Origin of the sequence: Actinacidiphila sp. DG2A-62, assembly GCF_035825295.1 — a bacterium.
Lineage (GTDB): Bacteria > Actinomycetota > Actinomycetes > Streptomycetales > Streptomycetaceae > Actinacidiphila.
The window spans coordinates 7,495,057-7,516,824 of the sequence record NZ_JAYMGI010000002.1 but is presented as its reverse complement, the minus strand read 5'-3'; the positions used below and the strand labels follow the sequence as shown (position 1 = coordinate 7,516,824).

The window sequence follows — 21,768 nt, the reverse complement described above, 5'->3', positions numbered from 1 at the left end:
CCGCCGCGCGCGCCCCCGGCCGGCGGCGGGCCGGCTCCCCCACCCGCACACCGGCACCGGCACCGGCACCCGCACCGGCACCGGCAGCAACCCGAACTCCCGCGTCGCGGTGCTGCTGCGCGTCGACGTGCCCGTCGCCGACGGCCTGTTGGCGTCCGTCCCGCTGGCCATGGGCGGCCGGCCCTCGCCGTTCGGGCTCGACCCGCGGGACGCGGACATGGCGCTGCGCATGCTCACCGACGGCTCCTGTCCGCCGCTGGAGTTCGCCGGGGTGCACGCCCACCTGGCCAGCGGGCTGGCCGCGCCCGAACTGGCGGCGGCGGCTCGGTCGGTGGCGGCCTGGGCCGACGACCTCGCCCGGCGTCACCGCGTCCCGTTGCGCGAACTCGACGTCGGCGGCGGCATGGCGGTCGACTACGGCGACCCCGACGCGCGGTTCGACTGGGTCGGCTACGGCGCCGCCCTCGCGCGCCTGGCCGACGCCCGCCCCGAGCTGCGCCTGCGCGTGGAGCCCGGCCGCGCGCTGACCGCGTACTGCGGCTGGTACGCCACCGACGTGCTCGACGTGAAGCACAGCCACGGCGAGGAGTTCGCGGTGGTCCGCGGCGGCACCCACCACCTGCGCACACCGGCGGCGCGCGGCCATTCCCAGCCCTGCCACGTCCTGCCCGTGGCCGACTGGCCGCACCCCTGGCCCCGGCCGCCCGGCCGTCCGGGACCGGTCACCTTCGTCGGCCAACTGTGCACGCCGAAGGACCTGTTGGCCCGCGCGGCGCCCGTCCCCGCGGTGCGCCCCGGCGACCGCGTCGTGTTCGCGATGGCGGGCGCCTACGCGTGGAACATCTCCCACCACGACTTCCTCATGCACCCCCACCCCACCGTCCACCACCTCGACGTCTGAGGCGTGCCGTGCGGGCCGGTCGGCCGGGGCGTGCCGTGCCCGCCGGTCGGCCGGGGGCGTGCCAGACGGCCGGGGCGGGCCGGACGGTCAGGCGTAGAAGCGGGAGAGACTCTGCAGCACCGCGGCCGGCTTGGCGGCGCCCTCGATCTCGATCGTGCCGTCGACGGTGATCTGCACGCCGCCGGGGACCTCCTCCACCTCGGCGAGCCGCGCGACCAGCCGGATGCGGGAGCCGACGCGGACCGGTGACGGGAAACGCACCTTGTTCAGGCCGTAGTTGACCTTGGTGCTGACGCCCTCGACCTCCAGCAGGCCGGTGAACAGCGGGATGAACAGCGACAGCGTGAGGTAGCCGTGCGCGATCGGGGCGCCGAAGGGGCCGGCGGCGGCGCGCTCGGGATCGGTGTGGATCCACTGGTGGTCGTCCGTCGCGTCGGCGAAGCCGTCGATGCGCTCCTGGGTGACCTCGATCCAGTCGCTGGCGCCCAGGTCGGTGCCGGCCAGGGCCTTGAGCTCGTCGAGACCGTGCACGGTGACGGTCGAGGGCGTGGTCATGGGTGGGTGTCCTTGCCTTTCGGAGGGTGCGTCGGCCGCGGTGCGGGTCACCGCCGGCCGCCGTGCTCTGCACGGAGCTTGCGCTTGAGGAGCTTTCCCGAGGCGGTGCGCGGGAGTTCCGCCACCAGCACCACCGACGCGGGGATCTTGTACTTGGCGAGCCTGCCGCGCAGCCCGGCCAGCAGGTCGGGGGCGGTGACCGCGCCGGGGCGGGCCGCAACGACGAAGGCCCGGCCGACCTCGCCCCAGCGCTCGTCGGGGACGCCGATCACCGCGCACTCGGCCACGCCGGGCAGTGCGAGCAGGGCGTCCTCGACCTCCGCCGGGTAGACGTTCTCGCCGCCCGAGATGTACATGTCCTTGATGCGGTCGGCGATGGTGACGTAGCCGTCCGCGTCCACGCGGGCCGCGTCGCCGCTGTGGAACCAGCCGTCGCGGACGGCGGCCGCGGTCTCGGCCGGGAGTCCCCAGTAGCCCGGGCTGACGTGCGGGCCGCTGACCACGACCTCGCCCACCTGCCCCTGCTCGACGGGCAGTCCGTCGGACCCGACGACCCGCACGTCGCTGAAGAAGTGCGGGACGCCCGCCGAGCCGGCCTTGCTGACGGCGTGCTCGGCGTCGAGGAAGAGCGTGCCGGGGGACGCCTCGGTCATGCCGTAGCCCTGCAGGAAGGTCAGGCCCCGCTCCTGGTAGGTGTGGATGAGCGGTGTGGGGACGGGTGCGCCGCCGCAGGTGAGCAGCCGGAGCGAGGAGAGGTCCGCCCGCGCCCAGCCGGGTTCGCGGGCGACGAGGTCGAACATGGTCGGGACGCCGAACATGAAGGTGATCCGGTGGGCGGCGATCAGCTCCAGCGTGGCGGCCGGGTCGAAGGACTCCACGAGGACGCAGGCGCCGCCTTTGAGCAGGACCGGCAGGGTGAGCATGTTCAGCCCGGCCGTGTGGAAGAGCGGGGCGGAGACCAGGGCCCGCTCGTCGGTGGTGAGGTCATGGTCGACCAGGACGTTGACCGCGTTCCAGGTGAGGTTGGCGTGGGTGAGCATGGCGCCCTTGGGGCGGCCGGTGGTCCCGGAGGTGTACATGATCAGGCACAGCGCGTCCGGCGGGACCGTCTCGTCGATCGGCTCGGTGTCCGCCGCGGCCAGGACGCTCTCGTACGCGGGCCCGATCTGGATGGTCAGCGGTGTGTCCGCGGGGACGAGTTCGGCGCAGGACGGGGCGTGCAGGAGGGCGCGGGCGCCGCTGTCCCGCAGCTGGTAGGCGATCTCGGGGGCGGCCAGCCGGATGTTGAGCGGGACGAAGACCGCGCCGAGGATGCCGGTGGCGAAGAGGGTCTCCAGGTAAGCGGGGTGGTTCGGGCCCAGGTAGGCGACCCGGTCGCCGCGGCGGATGCCGGCCGCGCGCAGCGCGTGTGCCAGCCGGGTGGTGCGCTCGTGCAGGTCGGCGTAGCTGAGGCTGCGTCCGCCGTGGACGAGCGCGGTGCGGTGCGGGGTCTTGCGGGCCCGCCGGGCGGGCCAGGAGCCGATGCCCTCGTTGCGCATGTCAGGTTCCTTCAGGAGGTGAGTCCCAGCAGCCGAGCGGCGTTGTCCTTGAGGATCTTGGGCCTGACGCTGTCCTTGATCGGCAGCTTGGCGAAGTCGGCGAGCCAGCGGTCCGGGGTCAGCACGGGGAAGTCCGAGCCGAAGAGCACCTTGTCCTGCAGCAGCGAGTTGGCGTACTGGACCAGTTGCGGCGGGAAGTACTTGGGCGACCAGCCGGACAGGTCGATGTGCACGCCCGGCTTGTGGGTGGCGACGGCGAGCGCCTCGTCCTGCCAGGGGAAGGAGGGGTGCGCGAGGATGATCTTCAGGTGCGGGAAGTCGGCGGCGACGTCGTCCACGTGCATCGGGTTGGAGTACTTCAGCCTGATGCCGCCGCCGCCCGGCACGCCCGCGCCGATGCCGGTCTGGCCGGTGTGGAAGAGGGCGACCGTGCCGGTCTCCTCGATGGCCTCGTAGAGGCCGTACGCCATCCGGTCGTCGGGGAAGAACCCCTGGATGCTGGGGTGGAACTTGAAGCCGCGCACCCCGTGCTCCTCGACCAGCCGGCGGGCCAGCCGGACGCCGGCCTTGCCGCGGAAGGGGTCGACGGAGGCGAAGGGGATGAGGACGTCGGGGTTGGCGGCGGCGGCCTCGGCCACCTCCTCGTTGGGCACCGGAGTGGTGCCGGTGGCGTGCTCGGCGTCGACCGTGAAGACGACGGCGGCCATGTTCCGCTCGCGGTAGTAGGCGGCCATCTCCGGGAGGGTGGGCTTGCGGTTGCCCTCGACCTTGAAGTACGCCTCGGAGGCCGTGTCGAGCTCGGCGGACAGCGAGGCGTTCCCCCGGGCGGAGACCTCGGCGTGGGTGTGGACGTCGATGGCGGCGAGGCCGGCCACGTCCATCGGCCGCTCGGCGCTCACTCGCCCTCCCCCGCCGGGATGCGCGGTGCGGGGATGCCGACCGACTGCGGCGCGCTGCCGACCGAGCCGTGCCAGCCGGCGGCCAGCGCCTGCGGGGTCCAGCCGCCGTCCGCGTAAGCGACGGCGACCTCCTGCGGGTGCGACCAGAGGGTGAGCCGGTCGCCGCCGATGCCGATGCACTGGCCGGTGACGTCGCGGGCCGCGTCGGAGGCGAGGAAGGGCAGCAGCGCGGCGCAGTCCTCGGGGCTGCCGAAGCCCTCCCCCTTGCGCAGGAAGTCGGGCAGCGGGCTGCCCTGCCGCCAGCGCTCGACGTAGGGCGCGAAGGCGGGGATCGTCTCGGTCATCGCGGTGGCGGCCACCGGCACGATCGCGTTGACGGTGATGCCGGAGCGGGCCAGCTCCATCGACCAGGTGCGCACCATGGCGGCGATGCCGGCCTTGGCGGCGGCGTAGTTGGTCTGGCCGAAGTTGCCGCGCTGTCCGGCCGGGGAGCCGACCATCACCAGGGTGCCGCCCTCGCCCTGCTCGCGCATGCGGACGGCGGCCGCGCGGGCGCAGGTGAAGGTGCCGCGCAGATGGGTGCCGATGACGGCGTCGAAGTCCTCGTCGGTCATCTTCCACAGCACCCGGTCGCGCAGGATGCCGGCGTTGGTGACCATGACGTCGAGGCGTCCGAACTCGCTGACGGCGCGGGCGACCAGGCGGTCCGCGGCCTCGCTGTCGCCGACGGCCACGGCCTCGGCGACGGCTCGTCCGCCGGCTTCGGTGATGGTCGCGGCGGCCTGCTCGGCGACGTCCGCGTCCAGGTCGTTGACGACGACGGCCGCGCCGGACCGGGCCAGAGCGGTGGCGTAGGCGAGGCCGAGCCCGCGTCCGCTGCCGGTGACGACGGCGACCTTGCCGGTGAGATCGAGGGGGGGAATGGGTTCAGCGCTCATGAAGAAAGAAGCTAGGATCAATCATTGTTGCTGTCAATAGTTGCTCTCGGCTGCCATTGTGCGCCATGATGCGCCCATGAGCGACGCACCCTGGATGCGCGGCCTGCACGCGGACACCGGATACCTGCTGTACCGCCTGGGCCTGCGCTCGGGCAGCCTGTTCAACGCGGGCCTGGAGCAGCACGGCCTGCGGCTGCGGCACTACGCGCTGCTGCGCTACCTGTCCGTCGTCGAGAGCGCCCGGCAGCGGGAGTTGAGCGACCGGCTCGGCTACGACCCCAGCGCCATCGTCAGCCTCGTCGACGACCTGCAACGGCTCGAACTGGCCGAGCGCCGCCCCGACCCGAACGACCGGCGCAACCGGATCGTCGTCCTCACCGAGGCCGGCCGGCGGCTGCTGCGGGAGAGCGAACAGGACGGCGCCCGGGTCACCGACGAGCTGCTCGCGCCGCTGGGCGCGCAGGAGCGGCGGACCCTGCACGACCTGCTGCTGCGGATCGCGGAGCCCTCGGACGCCGCCGCCCGCCGCGCCGGCGGAGCGCTCCCGGCCCGCCGCGCGCTCCGGGTCCGCCGCGCCCGCCGCCGACGGCCGCTGACGCCGCCGACGGCCCCGGCACCCCGCCCCGGCACCCCGGCCCCCGTGTCCGGCGCCTCCGCCGCCCGCTCGGCGGCCGACCGCCTGCTCGACGTGCTCGGCTCCTTCGGGCAGGCGCACCCCGCCCAGACGCTGACCCAGATCGCCCGCCGCGCCGACCTGCCGCTGCCCACCGCGCACCGGCTGGTCGGCGCGCTCACCGCGTGGGGCGCGCTGGAGCGGGGCGACGACGGCCGCTACCACGTGGGCCTGTGGCTGTGGGAGGTCGCGGCGCTGGCTCCGCGCGGGGTGGTCCTGCGGCAGGCGGCGATGCCCTTCCTGGAGGACCTCTACGAGGCCACCCACGAGAACGTGCAGCTCGCGGTACGCGACGGCCTGGAGGTGCTCTACACCGAGCGGATCTCGGGCCGCTCCGCCGTCGGCGTCCACAGCCGGGTCGGGGCGCGCTGGCCGCTGCACGCCACCGGGGTCGGCCTGGTGCTGCTCGCCCACGCGGGCGCCGCGCTGCAGGACCGCTACTGCGCCGGGGAGCTGGCCGCGTTCACCCCCTTCACCGTCACCGACCCGGTTCGGCTGCGCCGGGTGCTGGCCGAGGTGCGGCGGGCCGGCTGCGCGGTGAGCGACCGTCAGATCACCGACGACGCGCTGTCGGTGGCCGCGCCGGTGCGCGGGCCGCGCGGCGACGTGGTCGCGGCCGTCTCGGTGGTGGTCCCGGCCGCCGGGGCGCGGACACATGCGCTCGTCCCCGCCGTCCAGGTGGCCGGCCGCGGCATCTCACGGGCCCTGGGGTGGCAACCCGTCTCGTCCTGAGCCGGGGCTTCCGCCCGGCGGAAGTCCCCTTGTCCGCGAGCCGCCGCGGTCCCGAACCTGTCCCCACGCGGAGCACCGGCGCTCCGCCGTGGAGGAACGGGACTCTCGCCATGACCACGCACACTGCCTTCGCCCGCAACCAGTGGTACGTCGCCGCCTGGTCCGCCGAGGTCGGCCGCGACCTGCTGGCCCGCACCGTCCTGGGCGAGCCGCTCGCGCTGTACCGGACCGGCGACGGACGGGCCGTCGCCCTCGCCGACCGCTGCGTGCACCGCCGCTACCCGCTCTCCGAGAGCCGCCTGGACGGCGACACGGTGGTGTGCGGCTACCACGGCTTCACCTACGACACCACCGGCGCCTGCGTCTTCGTCCCGGGACAGAAGCGCGTCCCGCGGACCGCGCGGGTCGCCTCCTACCCGGTGGCGGAGGTCGACTCCATGGTCTGGGTCTGGATCGGCGACCGCGAGGCGGCCGACCCGGACGCCGTTCCGCGCGCCCCGCACCTGGCCGGGGAGGGCTGGGTCACGGTCACCGGCATGGAGCCCGTGGACAGCGACTTCGGCCTGCTGGTCGACAACCTGATGGACCTCTCCCACGAGACCTACCTGCACGGCGGCTACATCGGCACGCCGGAGGTCGCCGAGACCCCGATCACCACCGAGGTCGACGAGGAGGCGGGCATCGTCCGGGTCTCCCGGCACATGCCCGACGCGCAGTGCCCGCCCTTCTACGCGCGCTCCACCGGCATCGAGGGGCGCATCCGGCGGCTGCAGGACATCGAGTACTTCGCGCCCTGCCTGTACCTGCTGCACAGCCGGATCAGCCCCGCCGGCCAGGACACGCCCGTCTTCCGCACCGAGATCACCTACGCCATCACGCCCTCGGCGCCCGGCCGGGTCTACGACTTCTGGGCCGTCTCGCGGAACTTCGCGGTCGAGGACGAGGAGGTCACCGCCTTCCTGCGGGACTTCAACCACACCGTGGTCATGCAGGACGTGGACGCGCTCAACGTGCTGCAGCGCTGCCTGGACACCGAGCCCGAGGGCTATCAGGAGCTGAGCATCAACATCGACACCGGCGGCCTGGCGGCGCGGCGCATCCTGGCCAGGCTGGCCGCGCGATGATCCCGGAGCGCGGTTCCGACGCACCGGGCGTCTTCCGCATCCGCTGGCTGCCCGGCACCGACGTGCTGCTGGGCACCTGCCACTGCGCCGCGGAGCACCGCTGCCAGGACCCGGTCGAGATGTGGGACTGGCTCCTGCACCACCCCGACCACGCCGATCAGCCCGACGATGCCGGACACCCCGGACACCCCGGACACCCCGGACACCCCGAACACCCCGAACAGCCCGGACAGCCCGAACACCCCGGACACCCCGACCAACCGGACCTTCCCAACCTTCCCGAGGACACCCACCGGTGAACGACACCATCGACCTGGTCGTCGCCGACCGCCGCGAGGAGGCGGTCGGCGTCGTGTCGCTGACCCTGCGGCAGGCGGACGGCCGGGCGCTGCCCGACTGGCAGCCCGGCGCGCACGTGGACCTGCTGCTGGCCGAGGGCCTGGAGCGCTCGTACTCGCTGTGCGGCGTGCCCGGCGCCGCGCGGTGGCGGATCGCGGTGCTGCGGGAGGCGGACGGGCGGGGCGGCTCCGACTTCGTCCACGACCGGCTGCGCGCCGGCGACCGGCTCAGGGCCCGCGGCCCCCGCAACCACTTCGCGCTGGAGCCGGCGCCGCACCACCGCTTCGTCGCCGGCGGCATCGGCATCACACCGATCCTCCCGATGCTGGCCGCGGCGTCCGCCGCCGCCTCCGACTGGTCGCTGCTCTACGGCGGGCGCTCACGCTCCCGCATGGCCTTCGTCGAGGAGCTGACGCGGGGCCATCCCGCCGAGCGCGTCACCCTGACCACCGGCCGCCTCGACCTGGACGCCCACCTCGCCGGGCTGCGCCCGGGCGAACTCGTCTACGCCTGCGGCCCGGCGTCGCTGCTGGCGGACGTCGCCGACCGCGTCCCGGCGTCCGCGCTGCGGACCGAACTCTTCACCGCCGCCCCCGCCGACGCCTCGGGCGACACCGCGTTCGAGGTGGAACTCGCCCGGTCCGGCGTCGTACTGACCGTCCCGCCGGACCGCAGCGTCCTGCGGACGCTCCAGCGGGCGGGCGTCGACGTCCTGTACTCCTGCGCGGAGGGCACCTGCGGCACCTGCGAGACCGACGTGCTGGCGGGCGAGGTCGACCACCGCGACAGCGTCCTGACCGACGCGGAGCGCGCCGCCGGGGAGACGATGATGGTCTGCGTGTCCCGCTGCCGCACGCCCGGCGGCCGGCTGACCCTGGACCTGTGACCGGACCGCCCGCCCCCGCCGGGCTCAGCCCACCGGCAGGCCCGCGTAGTTCAGGGCCAGTTCCGCGGCGGCGTGCGGGGAGGCGGCGATCCGGTCCAGCTGGGAGAACTGCAGGCGGGTGTCGAACGCGGACTGGTCCGGGGCGGTGTGCAGGGTCGTCGTCATGAACCAGGAGAAGTGCTCCGCGCGCCACACCCGCCGCAGGCAGGTGTCCGAGTAGGCGTCGAGGCCCGCCGTGGAACCGGTCCGTGCCAGCTCCTCGAACGCCCGGGCCAGGACGACGGCGTCGCCGGCCGCGAGATTCAGGCCCTTGGCGCCGGTCGGCGGGACGATGTGCGCGGCGTCGCCGGCGAGCAGCACCCGGCCCCAGCGCATCGGCTCGGTGACGGAACTGCGCATCGGCAGCACCGACTTCTGCGTGATCGGTCCCCGGGCGAGCCGCCAGTCCCCGTCGACGGCGAAGCGGGCGTCCAGCTCGTCCCATATCCGCTCGTCGGACCAGTCCGCCGGGTCGGTGCCGCCCGGCACCTGGAGATAGAGCCGGCTGACCCGCGGCGAGCGCATGCTCAGCAGCGCGAACCCGCGCGGCGAGTGCGCGTAGACCAACTCGTCGCTGGAGGGCGGCACATCGGCGAGGATGCCGAACCAGGAGTAGGGGTAGACCCGTTCGAAGGTGCGCAGCTCGCCCTCGGGCACGGCCTTGCGGGTGACGCCGTGGTAGCCGTCGCAGCCGACGACGTAGTCGCAGGCGAGCGTGTGCTCGGCGCCGCCGTGCGCGTAGTGGACGACCGGGCGGTCGGTGCCGGCTCCGCTGACCGCCGAGACCGGCGCGTCGAACAGCAGCGGCGCGCCGTCGCGCAGTTGCAGCGCGACGAGGTCCTTGACGACTTCCGTCTGGGCGTAGACCCAGACCCTGCGGCCGCCGGTGAGCGAGGGGAAGTCGATGCGGTGGGCGCGCCGGTCCCAGCGCAGTTCGATGCCGTCGTGGACCAGGCCCTCGCGGTCCAGCCGCTCGGCCGCCCCGCTGGAGCGCAGCGCGTCGACGGTGCCCTGCTCCAGGATGCCGGCGCGCTGGCGCTGCTCGACGTAGGCGCGGTCGCGGGCCTCCAGGACGGCGCAGTCGATGCCCGCCCGGTGCAGCAGGCGGGCGAGCAGCAGGCCGGCGGGGCCGCCGCCCACGATGCCGACGGTGGTGCGGGCGGGCAGGGGCGGTGCGGTCGTGGTCATGCGGGAGCCTGTTCTTCGAGGATGCGGTGGGCGATGGCGAAGGCCGTGTTGGCGGCGGGCACGCCGCAGTAGACGGCGCACTGGAGCAGGACCTCCTGGATCTCCTGCGGGGAGAGCCCGTTGGTGCGCGCGGCCCGGATGTGCATGGCCAGCTCGTCGTGGTGGCCGCCGGCCACCAGCGCGGTGAGGGTGATGCAGCTGCGGGTGCGGCGGTCGAGCCCGGGGCGGGTCCAGATCTCTCCCCAGGCGTAGCGGGTGATCAGGTCCTGGAAGGGCGCGGTGAAGGGTGTGGTGGCGGCGGTGGCGCGGTCGACGTGGGCGTCGCCGAGGACCGCGCGGCGGACGGCGGCGCCGGCGGCGAAACGGTCCCCCGCGGGCGGGCCGAAGTGGCCGAGCAGGGCGTGCAGCACCCGTTCCGGCTGTTCGGCCGGCGCGAGGTGGGCGGCGCGGTCGATCTCCACGAGGCCGGATCCGTCGATGCCGTCGGCCAGTTCGCGTGCGTGCCGCGGAGGCGTCGCGGCGTCCTGCCGTCCGGCGACGACGAGGGTGGGGGCGGTGATGCGGCCGAGGTCGCCGCGCAGGTCGAGGGCGGCCAGGGCGTCGCAGCAGGCCGCGTAGCCGGCCGGGTCGGCGGCCAGGTGGTCCGCGACGAGGTCCCGGGCGGTGCCGGTGTCCGCGAAGGCGGGGGTGAACCAGCGGGCCGGCGCGGTGTCCGCGATCCACTCCATGCCCTGCGCGCGCACGCGTGCGGCGCGCTCGTGCCACGGCGCCGGCTCGCCGAAGTGCGCGGAGGAGCAGACCACGGCCAGGGACGTGATCCGCCGCGGGTGGTGGGCGGCGAGCCAGAGCCCGACGGCCCCGCCGAGCGAGACGCCGGCGTAGCCGAAGCGCTCGATGCCCAGGGAGTCGGCGAGTTCGAGGACGAGCGCGCCGAGGCCGGCCACGGTCGGCTCCCGCAGCAGCGAGGCCGGGGAGCCGCCGTGCCCCGGCAGGTCGTAGCGGACGACGCGGTGGTCCCGGGACAGGGCGGGCGCCTGCGCGTCCCACAGCCGCAGCGAGGTGCCGAGCGAGGGGCCGAGGAGGAGGGCCGGAGCGTCCGCACGGCCCTCGACGGTGTGGTGGAGCGTGGTCATCGAGTCCTCCGGTGGTCCGCGGCCGTCGCCGAGCCGGTGCGGGCGGCCCGCAGCGCCCGGTCCGTCAGTGCGGGCGCCGCGCCCAGGTAGTGGGTGGGGTCGAGGAGTTCGCGCAGGCGGCCGGGGTCGAGGCGGCCGCGCAGGTCCGGCTGCTCGGCGAGCACGTCCGCCAGCGGCCGGCCCTCGCGGCCGGCCGTGTCCGAGGCGCGGGTGAGCAGCCGCCGGGCGGCGGTCCGGCCGACCAGCGGCGCGAGGGCGGCGACCAGGCGCTCGGACAGCAGCAGCCCCCGGGTCAGGTCGAGGTTCTCGCGCATCCGGCGCGGGTGGACCCGCAGGCCCGCGGTGAGCTCCGCGGTGTCCCGGGCGGCGCCGCCGGCCAGCCGCAGGGCGTCGCGCAGCGTCGGCCACTCGGCGTGCCAGGCCCCGGCGGGCCGTTCGTCCTCGGCGGCCATCGAGGCGAACAGCACGGCCGCGTGCTGCGGGAGCCGGCGGGCCGCGGCGGCGACGAGCGCCGCCCGGACCGGATTGGCCTTGTGGGGCATGGCGGAGGAGCCGCCGCCCGCTCCCTCGGAGAGCTCGCGGATCTCGGTGCGGGAGAGCACCAGCACATCGGCGGCGATCTTCCCGAGCGCGCCGCCGACGAATGCGAGGGCGGCGCCCAGGTCCGCGACCGGGGTGCGCAGCACGTGCCAGGGCAGCAGCGGCTCGTCCAGGCCGGTCCGCGCGGCGTACGCCGCCAACAGCCCGACCCTGCCGTCGAGCGCGGCCAGGGTGCCGGCCGCGCCGCCGAGCTGGGCGGGCAGGACGACGGCCGCGAGGCGGTCGCGGGCGTCGCGGACCAGGGTGTGCCAGCCGGCCGCCTTGAGGCCGAAGGTGGTGGGCACGGCGTGCTGGGTGAGTGTGCGGCCGGCCATGGGGGTGGCGCGGTGTTCGGCGGCGAGCCCGGCCAGGGCGGCGGCCGTGGCGTCGAGGTCTTCGAGGATCAGGCCGCGGGCCCGCCGCGCCACCAGCATCATCGCGGTGTCGAGGACGTCCTGGCTGGTGGCGCCGCGGTGCACCCACTGCGCGGCCTCCTCGCCGACCGCGGCCGCGAGGTCGGCGACCAGGGGGATCACGGGGTTCCCGCCGCCGCGGGCCCGGACGGCGACCGCCCGCACGTCGAAGCGGTCCGCGGCGGCGGCCGCGTCGACCTCGGCGCAGACGTCCTCGGGTGCGCCGAGGGCACGGGTGAGCGCCGCCTCGGCGTCGAGCACGGCCCGGAGCAGCGCACGGTCGCCGGTGGCGGCCTCGACCGGGGAGCCGGCCCAGCCGGGGGCGAGCAGGCCGAGGTCCGCGCCGTCGTCGGCGGAGGCGAGCAGGCCGGGATCCGCGGCGTCGTCGTCGCTCGCGGCCGGCGGCCGGCGATCAGTGGAACTCAAGGAAGACCGTCTCCTCCGCGCCGCCCCCCTGGATCCGGATGTCGAAACGGTGGACGCCGGCCCGCTCCTGACGGGCGATCAGCGTCGCGCGCCGGTCCTCGGGCAGGGCGGCGAGCAGCGCGTCGTCCTGGTGCCCCGGCAGATAGGCGCGCGTGTACAGGTGGTGCAGCAGGCCGCGGGCGAACACCGCCACGCAGAGGTACGGCGCGTCGTCCGGCGGCGGCAGGGTGCGCACCGCGTAGTGCCCGTCGGCGTCGGTGGGAACCCGGCCGAAACCGGTGAACTCGACGCCGTCGCGGCCGAGGACGGCGCCGGTGACCGGGTCGCGGCGCAGCGAGCCCGGGGCTCCGGCCCGGCTTCCGTCGGGCGCGGACTGCCAGAACTCCAGCAGCGCGTCGGGCACCGGGGCGCCCTCCCCGTCGCGGACGACGCCGTGGACGGTGAGGGTGCGCGGGTCGCCGGCGGGCGCGATCTCGCCGCCCTTGGCGAAGGGCAATGCGTAGCCGTAGAAGGGGCCGACGGTCTGCGAGGGCGTGGTCACCGCTGCTCCTCCCCTTCGGTCCAGGTGGCCGACGGGCCGTCCAGGACGATGTCCCAGCGGTAGCCGAGCGAGAACTCCGGCTCGGACAGCTCGTGGACGTAAGCGGCCACCAGCCGGTCGCGGGCCGACTCGTCCGTGACGGATCGCAGTATCGGGTCGTGGCGGAAGAGCGGGTCGCCGGGGAAGTACATCTGGGTGACCAGGCGCTGGGTGAAGGCGGTGCCGAACAGCGAGAAGTGGATGTGCGCCGGCCGCCAGGCGTTGAGGTGGTTGCGCCACGGGTAGGCGCCGGGCTTGACGGTGGTGAACCGGTAGCCGCCGCGGTCGTCGGTGAGGCAGCGCCCCACGCCGGAGAAGTTCGGGTCGAGCGGGGCGGGGTGCTGGTCGCGCTGGTGGGCGTAGCGGCCCGAGGCGTTGGCCTGCCAGATCTCCACCAGTTGCCCGCGCACCGGACGCCCCTGGCGGTCCAGCACCCGGCCGCTGACGGTGATCCGCTCCCCCAGCGGCTCTCCGGTGTGCTGCCGGGTCAGGTCGGCGTCGAGGTCAGTGACGTCGCTCGCGCCGAACACCGGGCCGGTCAGCTCCACGGCCTCCGGGTCCTCGACCACGACCAGGGGCTGTCTGGGGTGGCGCAGCACGCTGCTGCGGTAGGGGGTGTAGCCGCGGCGGGGATGCGCTCTGCCGTCCGGCCGGACGGCGGCCATCTCCGCGTCGATGGTGCTCTGGTCGGGTGTCATGCCAGCCCCTCTGCGATCGCCTGTGTTCGCCTGATGAACTATCGTTCAATATTCATGGCCGCGAGTCTCTGCCCCGGCGCGGTCCGCTGTCAACAGGTCGGCGACGATGCGACCTGCGGGTACGGTGTGCCGGACCCAGCAGCGTCCATGGAGGTCCTATGCCGTCCACCGGCAGCGCCGACGCCTCCGTCGGCCCACTCGAGCGCGGTCTCGCCGTGCTCCGCGTGCTCGCGCACGCGCCGGGCGGCCGGCTGCGGCCGAGCGAGCTGGCGAAGGCGACCGGGCTGGCCCGCTCCCCGGTGGACCGCATCGCCGCCACCCTGGTCCGGCTCGGCTACCTGCGCGAGGAGGAGCGGGAGCTCGTCCTCGCGCCGCGGCTGATGGTGCTCGGCGCGGCGTATCTGCGCGCCAGCGCCCTCCCCGCCGTGCTCGGCCCGCTCGCCGCCGAACTGGCGCGGGAACTCGACGAGTCGGTCTCCCTCGCCGTCCCGGACGGCGACGCGGTCCGCTTCGTGGTGCAGGAGACCCGGCGGCGGGCGCTGTCCGTCGCGTTCCGGGTCGGGGACGCGCTGCCCGCGGAGCGCTGCGCGCCGGGCCCGCTGTTCGCGGCCGGCTGGTCGGCCGGCCAGTGGGCGGCCTGGCGGGAGCGGTGGGCGGCCGACCCGCGGGACGAGGGCTTCCCGGCCGTGCCCCCGCGTACCGCGCCCCGCCCCTCGCACGACGACTTCCGCGCGCTGGCGGCCGCCGCCGGGGAGCGGGGCTGGGCGGTGGACGACCAGTTGATCGAGCCGGGCCTAATCGCCGTCGCCGTGCCGGTCCGCGCCCCGGACGGCGGGATCGTCTGCGCGCTGAGCATCGTCAGCCACACCAGCCGGCACAGCGCCGACGAGCTGCGCGAGCACACGCTGGACCGGCTGCGGCGCACGGCCGACCGGATGACGGCGGCCCTCGGCTCGCCCGCCGCAGGGCCCGGCGGGGTCGGCGGGGTCGGCGGCGGGCTCGCCGGGCCCGGCGGGGTCGGCGCGCCCGTCGCCGACCGGACCGCCGAGGCCAAGCGGGAGTCCGGGCCGCAGTATCTGCAGTCCCTGGCCCGCGGTCTGGCCGTGCTCGCCGCGCTCGGCGAGGACCCCCGGGGGATGACGCTGTCCGCGGTCGCCCACGCCACGGGGCTGGCCCGGGCCACCGCCCGCCGCTCGCTGCTGACGCTGCGGAACCTCGGCTACGTCGACGCGCACGACGGGCTGTTCACGCCGCTGCCCCGGGTGCTGGACCTCGGTTACGCGCCGCTGGCCGGCCTCTCGCTGGGCGAGATCGCCGAGCCGCACCTGACGGAACTGGTGCGCCGGGTGCACGACTCCGCCTCGGTGGCGGTCCTGGACGGGGAGGACATCCGCTACGTCGGCCGGGTGGCCGCCAGCCGGACCATGCGGGTGTCGGTGACCGTGGGGACGCGCCTGCCCGCGCACGCCACGTCCCTGGGCCGGGTGCTGCTGGCCGGGCTGCCCGCCGCCGAGCGCGCGCGGTGGCTCGCGCGCGCCGGCCTGGCACCGCTCACCGGCCTCACCCTGACGGACCCGGACCGGCTGTCCGCCGTGCTCGACCGCGTCGCCGAGGACGGATACGCGCTGGTGGACCAGGAGTTGGAGGAGGGCGTGCGGTCCATCGCCGTTCCCGTGCTCGGCCGCGAGGGCTCGGTGGTCGCGGCGGCCAACGTCTCGCTGCACGCCGGGCGCACCTCCGCGCAGGAGGCGCGCACGCGCGTCCTGCCGGCGCTGCGCGAGACCGCGGAGCGCATCGGCGCCGACCTCGCAGTGGTGAGCGGCTCCCGGCCGTCCGCACCGCGCTGACATGCGTCCACTTCCGGACGGCGGTCACGACGGCGGCGTACGTTCCCCGGCATGCGACCCGCGGCTCTACGCTGGGCCCGTGACCAGCACCGCCCCGCCCGCCGACGCGCCTGCCGGCCCGCCCGCCGACGCGCCCGAACCGCGCGCCCGGTCCCTGATGCTGTCCTTCTTCGGCATCCACCTGCTCGGGCGGCCGTTCGCGGTCTCCTCCGGCAGCGTCATCGCGGTGCTCGGCCAGGTGGGGGTCGGCGAGGAGGCGGTGCGCACCACCCTGAACCGGATGGTCAAGCGCGCCCTGCTGGAGCGGCACCGGCACGGCCGCAAGACCTACTTCGGGCTCACCCCGCACGCGGTCCAGGTGCTGACCGACGGCCGGGACAGGGTGTGGCGCACCGGCGCGGTCAACCGCGACTGGGACGGCCGGTGGACCATGGTCGGCTTCTCCCTCCCCGAAGCCTGGCGCAGCGAACGCCACGACCTGCGCTCCCGGTTGATCTGGGCGGGTTTCGGCCCGCTGCAGAACGGCCTGTGGGTGGCCCCGGCGCCGGTGGACGTGCGCGAGGCGGTGGCCGGACTCGGCCTGGAGGCGTACCTGCGGGTCTTCCGGGCGTCCGTGGCGGAGCCGACCGAGGTCCGCGAGGTGCTGGAGCAGGCGTTCGACGTGCCCGCTATCGGCGCGCGCTACCGGTCCTTCCTGGAGCGCTGGGACCGCACCGATCCGGTCCCCGGCTTCCCCGGCGAACTCGCCGGCCAACTCCTGCTGCACACCGACTGGCTCGGCCTGGTCCGGCAGGACCCGCACCTTCCCGCCGAGCACCTGCCGGCGGACTGGCCGGCCGCACGGGCGGAGTCCGTCTTCCGCGGCCTGGCCCGCCGCTGGGAGCGCCCCGCCGCGCAGTCCGCGGCGCAGTTGCTGGACACCCTCGACCTCGACTGAACAATATTCGTCACTGCGTTGACGGCCATCATGAGACAGCCCTACATTCGTCGCACTTCGGCTCGCTCACCCGCCCGGAATGTGGAGCCTTCCCATGCCCCGACTGCCCTCTCGTGCACTTGCCGCGGGCTGCGCGGCCCTCCTGCTCTCCCTCGCCGTCCCGGCCGTCGCCGCCGACGCGGCGACCGGCGCACACCCCGCGAGCACGCGGCTTCCCCGCACGCAGCCGTCGAGCAGCCAGTCGTCCGGCACCCTCGCGGACGGCGCCGCCTGGATCGCGGACCTGCCCGCGCGCTGGAACGGCACCGTCCTGCTCTACAGCCACGGCTTCGGGCCGCTCACCGCCGCCGACGCGCCGAGCGACCCGGCGAAGGCCGAACTGCTGGCCGAGGGCTACGCGCTGGTCGGCTCCTCCTACGACCCCGGCGGCTCGATGTGGGCGCTGCGGTCGGCCGAGCGCGACCAGCTCGCCGCGCTCGCGGCGTTCCGCGAGCAGGTCGGCGAACCGGACCGGGTCATCTCCGTCGGCGAGTCGATGGGCGGCCTGGTCAACGCCCAGATCGCCCGGGACGGCGCCGGACGCGTCGACGGCGCGCTCGGGCTGTGCGGGCTGGTCGCGGGCGGTGTGGACCTGGACGACTACCAACTCGACGCCGAGTACACGCTGGCCTCCTTCTTCGACCCCGCCGACGCCGAGCGCCTCGTCGGATTCGGCAGCGCGGACGAGGCCGGCGCCCTCGCCGGCCGGCTCACCGCCGCCGTGGCCGCCGCGCAGCAGACGCCGTCGGGGCGGGCCCGGATCGCGCTGGCCGCGGCGTATCTCAACCTCGCGGACTGGGCGCCCGGCCAAGACGCCCCGGCTCCCGGCGACTACGCGGGCCAGGAGGCGCAGCAGTACGAGTGGATCGCCCAGGGTCTGCTGTCCTTCATCGTCCCGGCCCGCTGGTCGGTGGAGCAGGCCGCCGGGGGCAACACCTCCTGGAACGCGGGCGTCGACTACGCCGCGCTGCTGCACGCCTCCGTCCGCGCCCCGCAGGTCGAGGCCCTGTACCGGCAGGCCGGGCTGAGCCTGCGCGACGACCTGACCGCGCTGACCCGCGGCGCGCACACCACCGCGAGCCCGGCCGCCGTGCGGAGCCTGCGCCGCACCTCGACCGCCGGACAGGGCCTGGCCGTTCCGCTGCTCGACGTGCACACCACCGCGGACCAGCTCGTCCCCGTGGAGCAGGAGAACGCATTCGCGCGGCGGGTGCGCGCCTCGGGCGACTCGGCGCGCTTGCGGCAGGCCTATGTCGCCCGGCAGGGCCACTGCAACTTCACCACCGCGGAGATCGTCGCCTCGCTGCACGCGCTGGAGCACCGCCTGGACACCGGGCGCTGGGATGACGCCGCCACCCCCGCCGGCTCCAGCGCGGCGCCGTCGAACTGAACCTGGGCGGCGCGGCGTTCGTCCCCTACCGGCCCGGCGACCTCTCCGGCGTCCGGCGCTGAACCCCCGAGGAGCGCACCGTGTCAACGACGACCGACGCCGCGTCCGCCACCGCCACCTCCGGGCCCGGCCTGAGCAAGGGCACCCTGGCCGCAGGGCTGCTCGCCGTGTGTCTCGCCCAGATCGGCCTGGCCATCCCGGCCACTCTCAACGGGCTGTTCCAGAGCGACCTGCACCCGGTCGGCTCCCAACTGACCTGGATCTCCGATGCGTTCCTGCTGCCGGTGGCCGTGCTGGAGCTGACGTTCGGTCTGCTGGGCGACTTGTTCGGCCGCAAGAGGCTGCTGGTCGGCGGCGCCGCGCTGCTCGCGACGGGCGAGCTGGTCAGCACCACCGCCTCGGGGATCCACCAGCTGTGGGTCGGCCAGGCGCTGGCCGGGCTCGGCGCGGCGGCGCTCTTCCCGACCTCGCTGGCGATGCTCGCCGCCGGCACCGCCTCGCACGCCCAGCGGGCCCGGGTGATCGCCCTGTGGGCGGCGCTGCTGTCCACCGGCGGCTTCCTCGCCCCGCTGCTCGGCGGCATCACCGCCACGTACGGTTCGTGGCGCTGGTCGTTCATCGTGGTGACTGTCATCGGCGCCGCCAGCGCTGTGGTCAGCGCCAAGTTCGCGATCAACTCCCGTGCACCAGAGGGCCGTTCACTGGACCCGGCGGGGCAGGTCACCATCGGTCTCGGCCTGTTCGCCCTGCTCTACGCCATCATCCAGGGACCGACGGACGGCTGGGGCTCCACCTCGATCGTCGCCGCCTTCGTGCTGTCGGCGGTGTTCCTGACCGCGTTCGTGGTCGCGGAACTGCGGGTGAAGTCCCCGCTGTTGCGCCTGGCGCTGTTCCGCAACCGGTCCTTCGCGGTGGCCTCCCTGGTGGCCGTGATCGGCATGTTCGCGTTCCTGGGCACCGCGTACGGCGTCAGCATCCGGCTCGGTCCGGTCCAGGACCAGCCGCCGATGCGGACCGCCATGGCCTTCCTGCTGCTCAACGGCATCGCCCTGGTCATGCTGCCCCTCACGGAGCGGCTGCTGAGGACGGTGGCGCCGCAACTGCTCCTGGGGCCGGCCTGCTGCTGATGGCCGCCGGCGACTACTGGGCGGCCACCCTGCCGATCACCGACCGCGCCTTCGTGTCGCTGATCGTGCCGCTCGGCCTGGTCGGCCTGGGCTTCGCCGTGACCGTCTCGTCGATCACCGCGACAGCCGTCAACACCGTGCCGGTGCGTCTGGCCGGGATGGCGAGCGCGACGACCAATCTGCTGCGCGACTTCGGTTTCACGCTCGGCCCCGCGATCATCGGCGCCGTCGCCCTGAGCCGGGCGGCGAGCAGCTTCTCCTCCACGCTGCACGGCTCGGCGCTGGCCGGTCCGGTCAAGGGCGCCGGCTCCGCGGTGCTGCGCGAGGGCGGTCCGCTCGCGGTGGGCGGCGCCTCCGCGGCCTCGCCGAAGCTGGCCGACCTGCATCCGCTGGCCCTGGACGCGCTGGGGCACGGTTACGCGATCGGGTTCGTGGTCTGCGGCTCGGCGGCGCTGCTGTCCGCCGTGCTCGCGCTGGTCGCCCTGCGCGGCCGCTCCGCCACCAGTGACGAGGCCACCGCACCGGCCTGAGCAATCCGGTACGGCGGGGGGCGGCGGCCGGCGGCCCCCGATAGGCTGGCGGCATGTCACTGGAGAAGCCGTCCCTGGAGGCGCTGGTCCTGCGGCGCGCGGAAGAGGGCAGTGTCCTCCCGCGCCAGCAGACCGGGGCGTCGCCGCAGCGGCTGCTGACGACGCTGCTCGGCGAGTACTGGCTCGACAACACCGCGGCCCTGCCGATGAGCGGGCTCATCGCGCTGCTGGCCGAGTTCGGGATCAGCGAGACGAGCGCGCGGGCGACGGCCAACCGGCTGGTCAAGCGCGGCGTCCTGGCGGCCGAGAAGTCCGGCCGGCAGTCGTATCTGCGGCTGAGCGACGAAGGGCGGGAGGACAGCCGGCAGAAGACCGCCAGCATCATGCGGTTCGGCGCCCGGTCGCAGGAGTGGGACGGCGTGTGGACGGTCGCCGCCTTCAGCGTGCCGGAGCAGGAGCGGCACGTGCGCCACCGGGTGCGCAGCTATCTGAGGTGGCTGGGGTTCGCGCCGCTCTTCGACGGGCTGTGGGTGTCCGCGCACGCCGACCCCGGAACGCTCGGGCCGATCCTGCGCGCGGCCGGCGTCGGGAACCTGACCGTGCTCAGGGCCACCGAGGCCGGCGGCGACTCCCCGCTGCGGGCGTGGGACCTGGACGACGTCGCCGCGTCGTACCGGCGCTTCCTGGCCGACCACCGGGAGTCGCTGGCGCAGACGGAGGCCGGGACCGTCAGCCCCAGCGAGGCCCTGGTCGTCCGCACCCGGGTCTTCGACGCCTGGCGGGTCTTCCCCGGCCTGGACCCGAGCCTGCCGGACGAGCTCCTGCCCGCCGACTGGCCGCGGGCGCGGGCCCGTCAGGTCTTCACGGCGCTCTACGACGGGCTGGCCCCGCTCGCCGCGCTGCGGTTCCGGCAGATCGTCGCCGCCCACGACAGCGGCCTGGCGGAGCTGACCGAGCAGCGCACCAGCGAGGTCTGGGCGACGTACTGACGCCGGGGCGCGACGCGCCCCGGCCGGCCGACCACCCCGGCGGCCCGCGGGCGGCCCGAGGCACCGCCGCCGCGGCACCGGGGTCGGCCCGAGGCACCGCCGCCGGCTCGGCGCACCGCCCCGGCGGCCCGCCGAGCCGGTCAGGGCACCGTGACGGCGGTGGCCTGCGGCCAGTCCACGGACTGGAAGCGCGCCTGCGCGGCGGCGTCCTCGTCGTGCAGGGCCATGATCTGCTTGACCCGTGTCTCGGCCAGCGGCCCGAGCGCGTTGTACGCCTGGGTGAACAGCGAGCGGGCCTGGTCGCGGGGCCAGCCGGCCGGCATGTGGCCGCTGGGCAGGCCGGGGTCGATGCCGGGGAACCGCCGGTAGGTGTCCATCAGCCGGGTGCGCGCGATCAGCGCGTTGCGCGGCGTGACCCGGCCGGCCAGCGCCTCCTCCAGCAGCGGACGGGTCTCGTCGATGAAGGAGGCGTAGACCTCGGCCACCGCGTCCAGGTCCCACGCGGCCAGCGGCGACCGGTCGGCCGTCAGGTCGGTGGTGCCGCGCAGGACCGTCGCCGTGTAGATGTTCAGCTCCTCCAGCACGGTCTGCGCGTCGGCGGCGCTGGCGGAGGCGGACACCCACACCGCGTCGTACAGCGGGGCGAAGCCGAACCAGCGCAGCCGGGAGCGCAGCAGGTGCCGGCTGTCGCGCCGGTCCTCGGGCACGGAGAAGGCGACGACGGTCCAGTGGCCGTCCCAGTCGTGGTCCAGGCCGAAGGCGGCGATGCGCAGGCCGCCCTCGCGGACGCGTTCGGCCGCCCGGTCGTCCAGGCGGTAGAAGGTCTGGCGGCCCACCTTGCGGACCTCGACGACACCGCGCCGCAGCAGCCGGCTCATCGCCGCCCGCGCGCTGGAGGTGCTGATGCCGAACTCGGAGAGCAGGTCGATCAGTCCGGCCGAGGACAGGTGCCGGTCGTGGCGGAGCCAGTAGTCGCCCAGCAGAGTCACTAAAAGGTGCTGGGGGGACGGGCCGTCCTGCATGCGGGGCATCGCCTGTTCCGCGGAGTCCCGGGCCGAGGCCGAGCGAGCTCTCGTGTCCACAGCGACACTCCTCCAACTGATCACACATTCGGTGCCGGACGTCACAACGCTTGCTCGAATCATCGAGATCACCCTTGCGAATGTCAACGTCAGGGGTGATCAACGCTCGCCCCGCGCATCACACCCGAGGGAACAATACGTTGCACTTCTATTGACGCTCGTTACAGACGCGGATACGTTCGCCCC

21 protein-coding genes and 1 pseudogene are annotated in these 21,768 nt (G+C 75.0%); 12 read left to right on the top strand and 10 right to left on the bottom strand.

Annotated elements, in window-relative coordinates:
* The first annotated feature begins 109 nt into the window (after nucleotides 1-109).
* Nucleotides 110-901: a hypothetical protein gene (locus VSR01_RS38075; RefSeq protein ID WP_442785733.1), complete on the top strand. Its 792-nt coding sequence runs from the start codon at nucleotides 110-112 to the stop codon at nucleotides 899-901.
* An 87-nt stretch (nucleotides 902-988) separates the two neighbouring features.
* Here VSR01_RS38075 and VSR01_RS33385 read toward each other — a convergent pair whose 3' ends face one another.
* From VSR01_RS33385 to VSR01_RS33370, 4 genes are read right to left on the bottom strand one after another with little or no spacing between them, the layout of a single operon-like run.
* The gene (locus VSR01_RS33385) at nucleotides 989-1,456 is read right to left on the bottom strand and encodes a MaoC family dehydratase (protein WP_326452716.1); all 468 of its coding nucleotides are present in this window, start codon (nucleotides 1,454-1,456) and stop codon (nucleotides 989-991) included.
* Nucleotides 1,457-1,503: 47 nt separating this feature from the next.
* On the bottom strand, nucleotides 1,504-2,994 hold the full coding sequence (locus VSR01_RS33380; protein WP_326452715.1) for an acyl-CoA synthetase: 1,491 nt from the start codon (nucleotides 2,992-2,994) through the stop codon (nucleotides 1,504-1,506).
* 11 nt (nucleotides 2,995-3,005) lie between these two features.
* Nucleotides 3,006-3,875: an amidohydrolase family protein gene (locus tag VSR01_RS33375; protein ID WP_326453959.1), complete on the bottom strand. Its 870-nt coding sequence runs from the start codon at nucleotides 3,873-3,875 to the stop codon at nucleotides 3,006-3,008.
* 14 nt (nucleotides 3,876-3,889) lie between these two features.
* Entirely contained in the window at nucleotides 3,890-4,816 is a 927-nt protein-coding gene (locus VSR01_RS33370) for an SDR family NAD(P)-dependent oxidoreductase (protein ID WP_326453958.1), read from the bottom strand.
* Between the two features lie 91 nt (nucleotides 4,817-4,907).
* Here VSR01_RS33370 and VSR01_RS33365 point away from each other — a divergent pair.
* From VSR01_RS33365 to VSR01_RS33345, 5 genes and pseudogenes are all read left to right on the top strand, one after another.
* Nucleotides 4,908-5,336 (top strand): annotated as a pseudogene (locus VSR01_RS33365) (MarR family winged helix-turn-helix transcriptional regulator); the annotation flags it as partial.
* 135 nt (nucleotides 5,337-5,471) lie between these two features.
* Nucleotides 5,472-6,236: an IclR family transcriptional regulator gene (locus tag VSR01_RS33360; RefSeq protein ID WP_326453957.1), complete on the top strand. Its 765-nt coding sequence runs from the start codon at nucleotides 5,472-5,474 to the stop codon at nucleotides 6,234-6,236.
* A 110-nt stretch (nucleotides 6,237-6,346) separates the two neighbouring features.
* Nucleotides 6,347-7,360, top strand: a complete 1,014-nt coding sequence (locus VSR01_RS33355) for an aromatic ring-hydroxylating dioxygenase subunit alpha (RefSeq protein WP_326452714.1) — start codon at nucleotides 6,347-6,349, stop codon at nucleotides 7,358-7,360.
* Complete coding sequence (locus VSR01_RS33350) at nucleotides 7,357-7,659, top strand: hypothetical protein (RefSeq protein WP_326454023.1); 303 nt, start codon at nucleotides 7,357-7,359, stop codon at nucleotides 7,657-7,659. Before VSR01_RS33355 ends, VSR01_RS33350 begins: the two co-directional genes overlap by 4 nt.
* Nucleotides 7,656-8,585, top strand: coding sequence for a PDR/VanB family oxidoreductase (locus tag VSR01_RS33345; protein WP_326452713.1), 930 nt, complete (start codon nucleotides 7,656-7,658; stop codon nucleotides 8,583-8,585). The genes VSR01_RS33350 and VSR01_RS33345 overlap by 4 nt, the downstream gene beginning before the upstream one ends.
* A 24-nt stretch (nucleotides 8,586-8,609) precedes the next feature.
* On the opposite strand, the gene VSR01_RS33340 is transcribed toward VSR01_RS33345, so the two are convergent.
* The 5 genes from VSR01_RS33340 to pcaH are packed head-to-tail and all read right to left on the bottom strand — an operon-like array spanning nucleotide 8,610 to nucleotide 13,641.
* Nucleotides 8,610-9,812: a 4-hydroxybenzoate 3-monooxygenase gene (locus VSR01_RS33340; protein ID WP_326452712.1), complete on the bottom strand. Its 1,203-nt coding sequence runs from the start codon at nucleotides 9,810-9,812 to the stop codon at nucleotides 8,610-8,612.
* A complete protein-coding gene (gene pcaDC, locus VSR01_RS33335) occupies nucleotides 9,809-10,945 on the bottom strand; it encodes a bifunctional 3-oxoadipate enol-lactonase/4-carboxymuconolactone decarboxylase PcaDC (protein ID WP_326452711.1) in 1,137 nt (378 codons plus the stop codon). Before pcaDC ends, VSR01_RS33340 begins: the two co-directional genes overlap by 4 nt.
* Complete coding sequence (gene pcaB, locus VSR01_RS33330) at nucleotides 10,942-12,303, bottom strand: 3-carboxy-cis,cis-muconate cycloisomerase (protein WP_326453956.1); 1,362 nt, start codon at nucleotides 12,301-12,303, stop codon at nucleotides 10,942-10,944. The genes pcaDC and pcaB overlap by 4 nt, the downstream gene beginning before the upstream one ends.
* A gap of 46 nt (nucleotides 12,304-12,349) precedes the next feature.
* Nucleotides 12,350-12,904 (bottom strand): protocatechuate 3,4-dioxygenase subunit alpha, encoded by a 555-nt coding sequence (pcaG, locus tag VSR01_RS33325; RefSeq protein ID WP_326452710.1) that lies wholly within the window; start codon nucleotides 12,902-12,904, stop codon nucleotides 12,350-12,352.
* Nucleotides 12,901-13,641 carry a protocatechuate 3,4-dioxygenase subunit beta gene (gene pcaH, locus VSR01_RS33320; RefSeq protein ID WP_326452709.1) on the bottom strand — a complete coding sequence of 247 codons (741 nt, stop codon included), beginning with the start codon at nucleotides 13,639-13,641 and terminating at the stop codon, nucleotides 12,901-12,903. Before pcaH ends, pcaG begins: the two co-directional genes overlap by 4 nt.
* Nucleotides 13,642-13,799: 158 nt before the next feature.
* Here pcaH and VSR01_RS33315 point away from each other — a divergent pair, with 158 nt between their 5' ends.
* From VSR01_RS33315 to VSR01_RS33290, 6 genes are all read left to right on the top strand, one after another.
* A complete protein-coding gene (locus VSR01_RS33315) occupies nucleotides 13,800-15,488 on the top strand; it encodes an IclR family transcriptional regulator domain-containing protein (protein ID WP_326452708.1) in 1,689 nt (562 codons plus the stop codon).
* A gap of 79 nt (nucleotides 15,489-15,567) precedes the next feature.
* On the top strand, nucleotides 15,568-16,425 hold the full coding sequence (locus VSR01_RS33310) for a PaaX family transcriptional regulator (RefSeq protein ID WP_326452707.1): 858 nt from the start codon (nucleotides 15,568-15,570) through the stop codon (nucleotides 16,423-16,425).
* Between the two features lie 94 nt (nucleotides 16,426-16,519).
* Nucleotides 16,520-17,854, top strand: coding sequence for an alpha/beta hydrolase (locus VSR01_RS33305; protein ID WP_326452706.1), 1,335 nt, complete (start codon nucleotides 16,520-16,522; stop codon nucleotides 17,852-17,854).
* Between the two features lie 80 nt (nucleotides 17,855-17,934).
* The gene (locus tag VSR01_RS33300) at nucleotides 17,935-18,981 is read left to right on the top strand and encodes an MFS transporter (protein ID WP_326452705.1); all 1,047 of its coding nucleotides are present in this window, start codon (nucleotides 17,935-17,937) and stop codon (nucleotides 18,979-18,981) included.
* Nucleotides 18,981-19,511: a hypothetical protein gene (locus VSR01_RS33295; RefSeq protein WP_326452704.1), complete on the top strand. Its 531-nt coding sequence runs from the start codon at nucleotides 18,981-18,983 to the stop codon at nucleotides 19,509-19,511. The genes VSR01_RS33300 and VSR01_RS33295 overlap by 1 nt, the downstream gene beginning before the upstream one ends.
* Nucleotides 19,512-19,564: 53 nt before the next feature.
* Nucleotides 19,565-20,500: a PaaX family transcriptional regulator gene (locus tag VSR01_RS33290; protein WP_326452703.1), complete on the top strand. Its 936-nt coding sequence runs from the start codon at nucleotides 19,565-19,567 to the stop codon at nucleotides 20,498-20,500.
* A gap of 140 nt (nucleotides 20,501-20,640) precedes the next feature.
* On the opposite strand, the gene VSR01_RS33285 is transcribed toward VSR01_RS33290, so the two are convergent.
* Complete coding sequence (locus VSR01_RS33285; RefSeq protein ID WP_326452702.1) at nucleotides 20,641-21,582, bottom strand: PaaX family transcriptional regulator; 942 nt, start codon at nucleotides 21,580-21,582, stop codon at nucleotides 20,641-20,643.
* Nucleotides 21,583-21,768 lie beyond the last annotated feature (186 nt).

Bases quoted from the DNA above. Each gene is read 5' to 3' on its own strand.
- VSR01_RS33385 (WP_326452716.1), bottom strand. From the start codon at position 1,456: ATGACCACGCCCTCGACCGTCACCGTGCACGGTCTCGACGAGCTCAAG.
- VSR01_RS33380 (WP_326452715.1), bottom strand. From the start codon at position 2,994: ATGCGCAACGAGGGCATCGGCTCCTGGCCCGCCCGGCGGGCCCGCAAG.
- VSR01_RS33375 (WP_326453959.1), bottom strand. From the start codon at position 3,875: ATGGACGTGGCCGGCCTCGCCGCCATCGACGTCCACACCCACGCCGAG.
- VSR01_RS33355 (WP_326452714.1), top strand. From the start codon at position 6,347: ATGACCACGCACACTGCCTTCGCCCGCAACCAGTGGTACGTCGCCGCC.
- VSR01_RS33350 (WP_326454023.1), top strand. From the start codon at position 7,357: ATGATCCCGGAGCGCGGTTCCGACGCACCGGGCGTCTTCCGCATCCGC.
- VSR01_RS33340 (WP_326452712.1), bottom strand. From the start codon at position 9,812: ATGACCACGACCGCACCGCCCCTGCCCGCCCGCACCACCGTCGGCATC.
- pcaDC (WP_326452711.1), bottom strand. From the start codon at position 10,945: ATGACCACGCTCCACCACACCGTCGAGGGCCGTGCGGACGCTCCGGCC.
- pcaH (WP_326452709.1), bottom strand. From the start codon at position 13,641: ATGACACCCGACCAGAGCACCATCGACGCGGAGATGGCCGCCGTCCGG.
- VSR01_RS33315 (WP_326452708.1), top strand. From the start codon at position 13,800: ATGCCGTCCACCGGCAGCGCCGACGCCTCCGTCGGCCCACTCGAGCGC.
- VSR01_RS33305 (WP_326452706.1), top strand. From the start codon at position 16,520: ATGCCCCGACTGCCCTCTCGTGCACTTGCCGCGGGCTGCGCGGCCCTC.
- VSR01_RS33295 (WP_326452704.1), top strand. From the start codon at position 18,981: ATGGCCGCCGGCGACTACTGGGCGGCCACCCTGCCGATCACCGACCGC.
- VSR01_RS33290 (WP_326452703.1), top strand. From the start codon at position 19,565: ATGTCACTGGAGAAGCCGTCCCTGGAGGCGCTGGTCCTGCGGCGCGCG.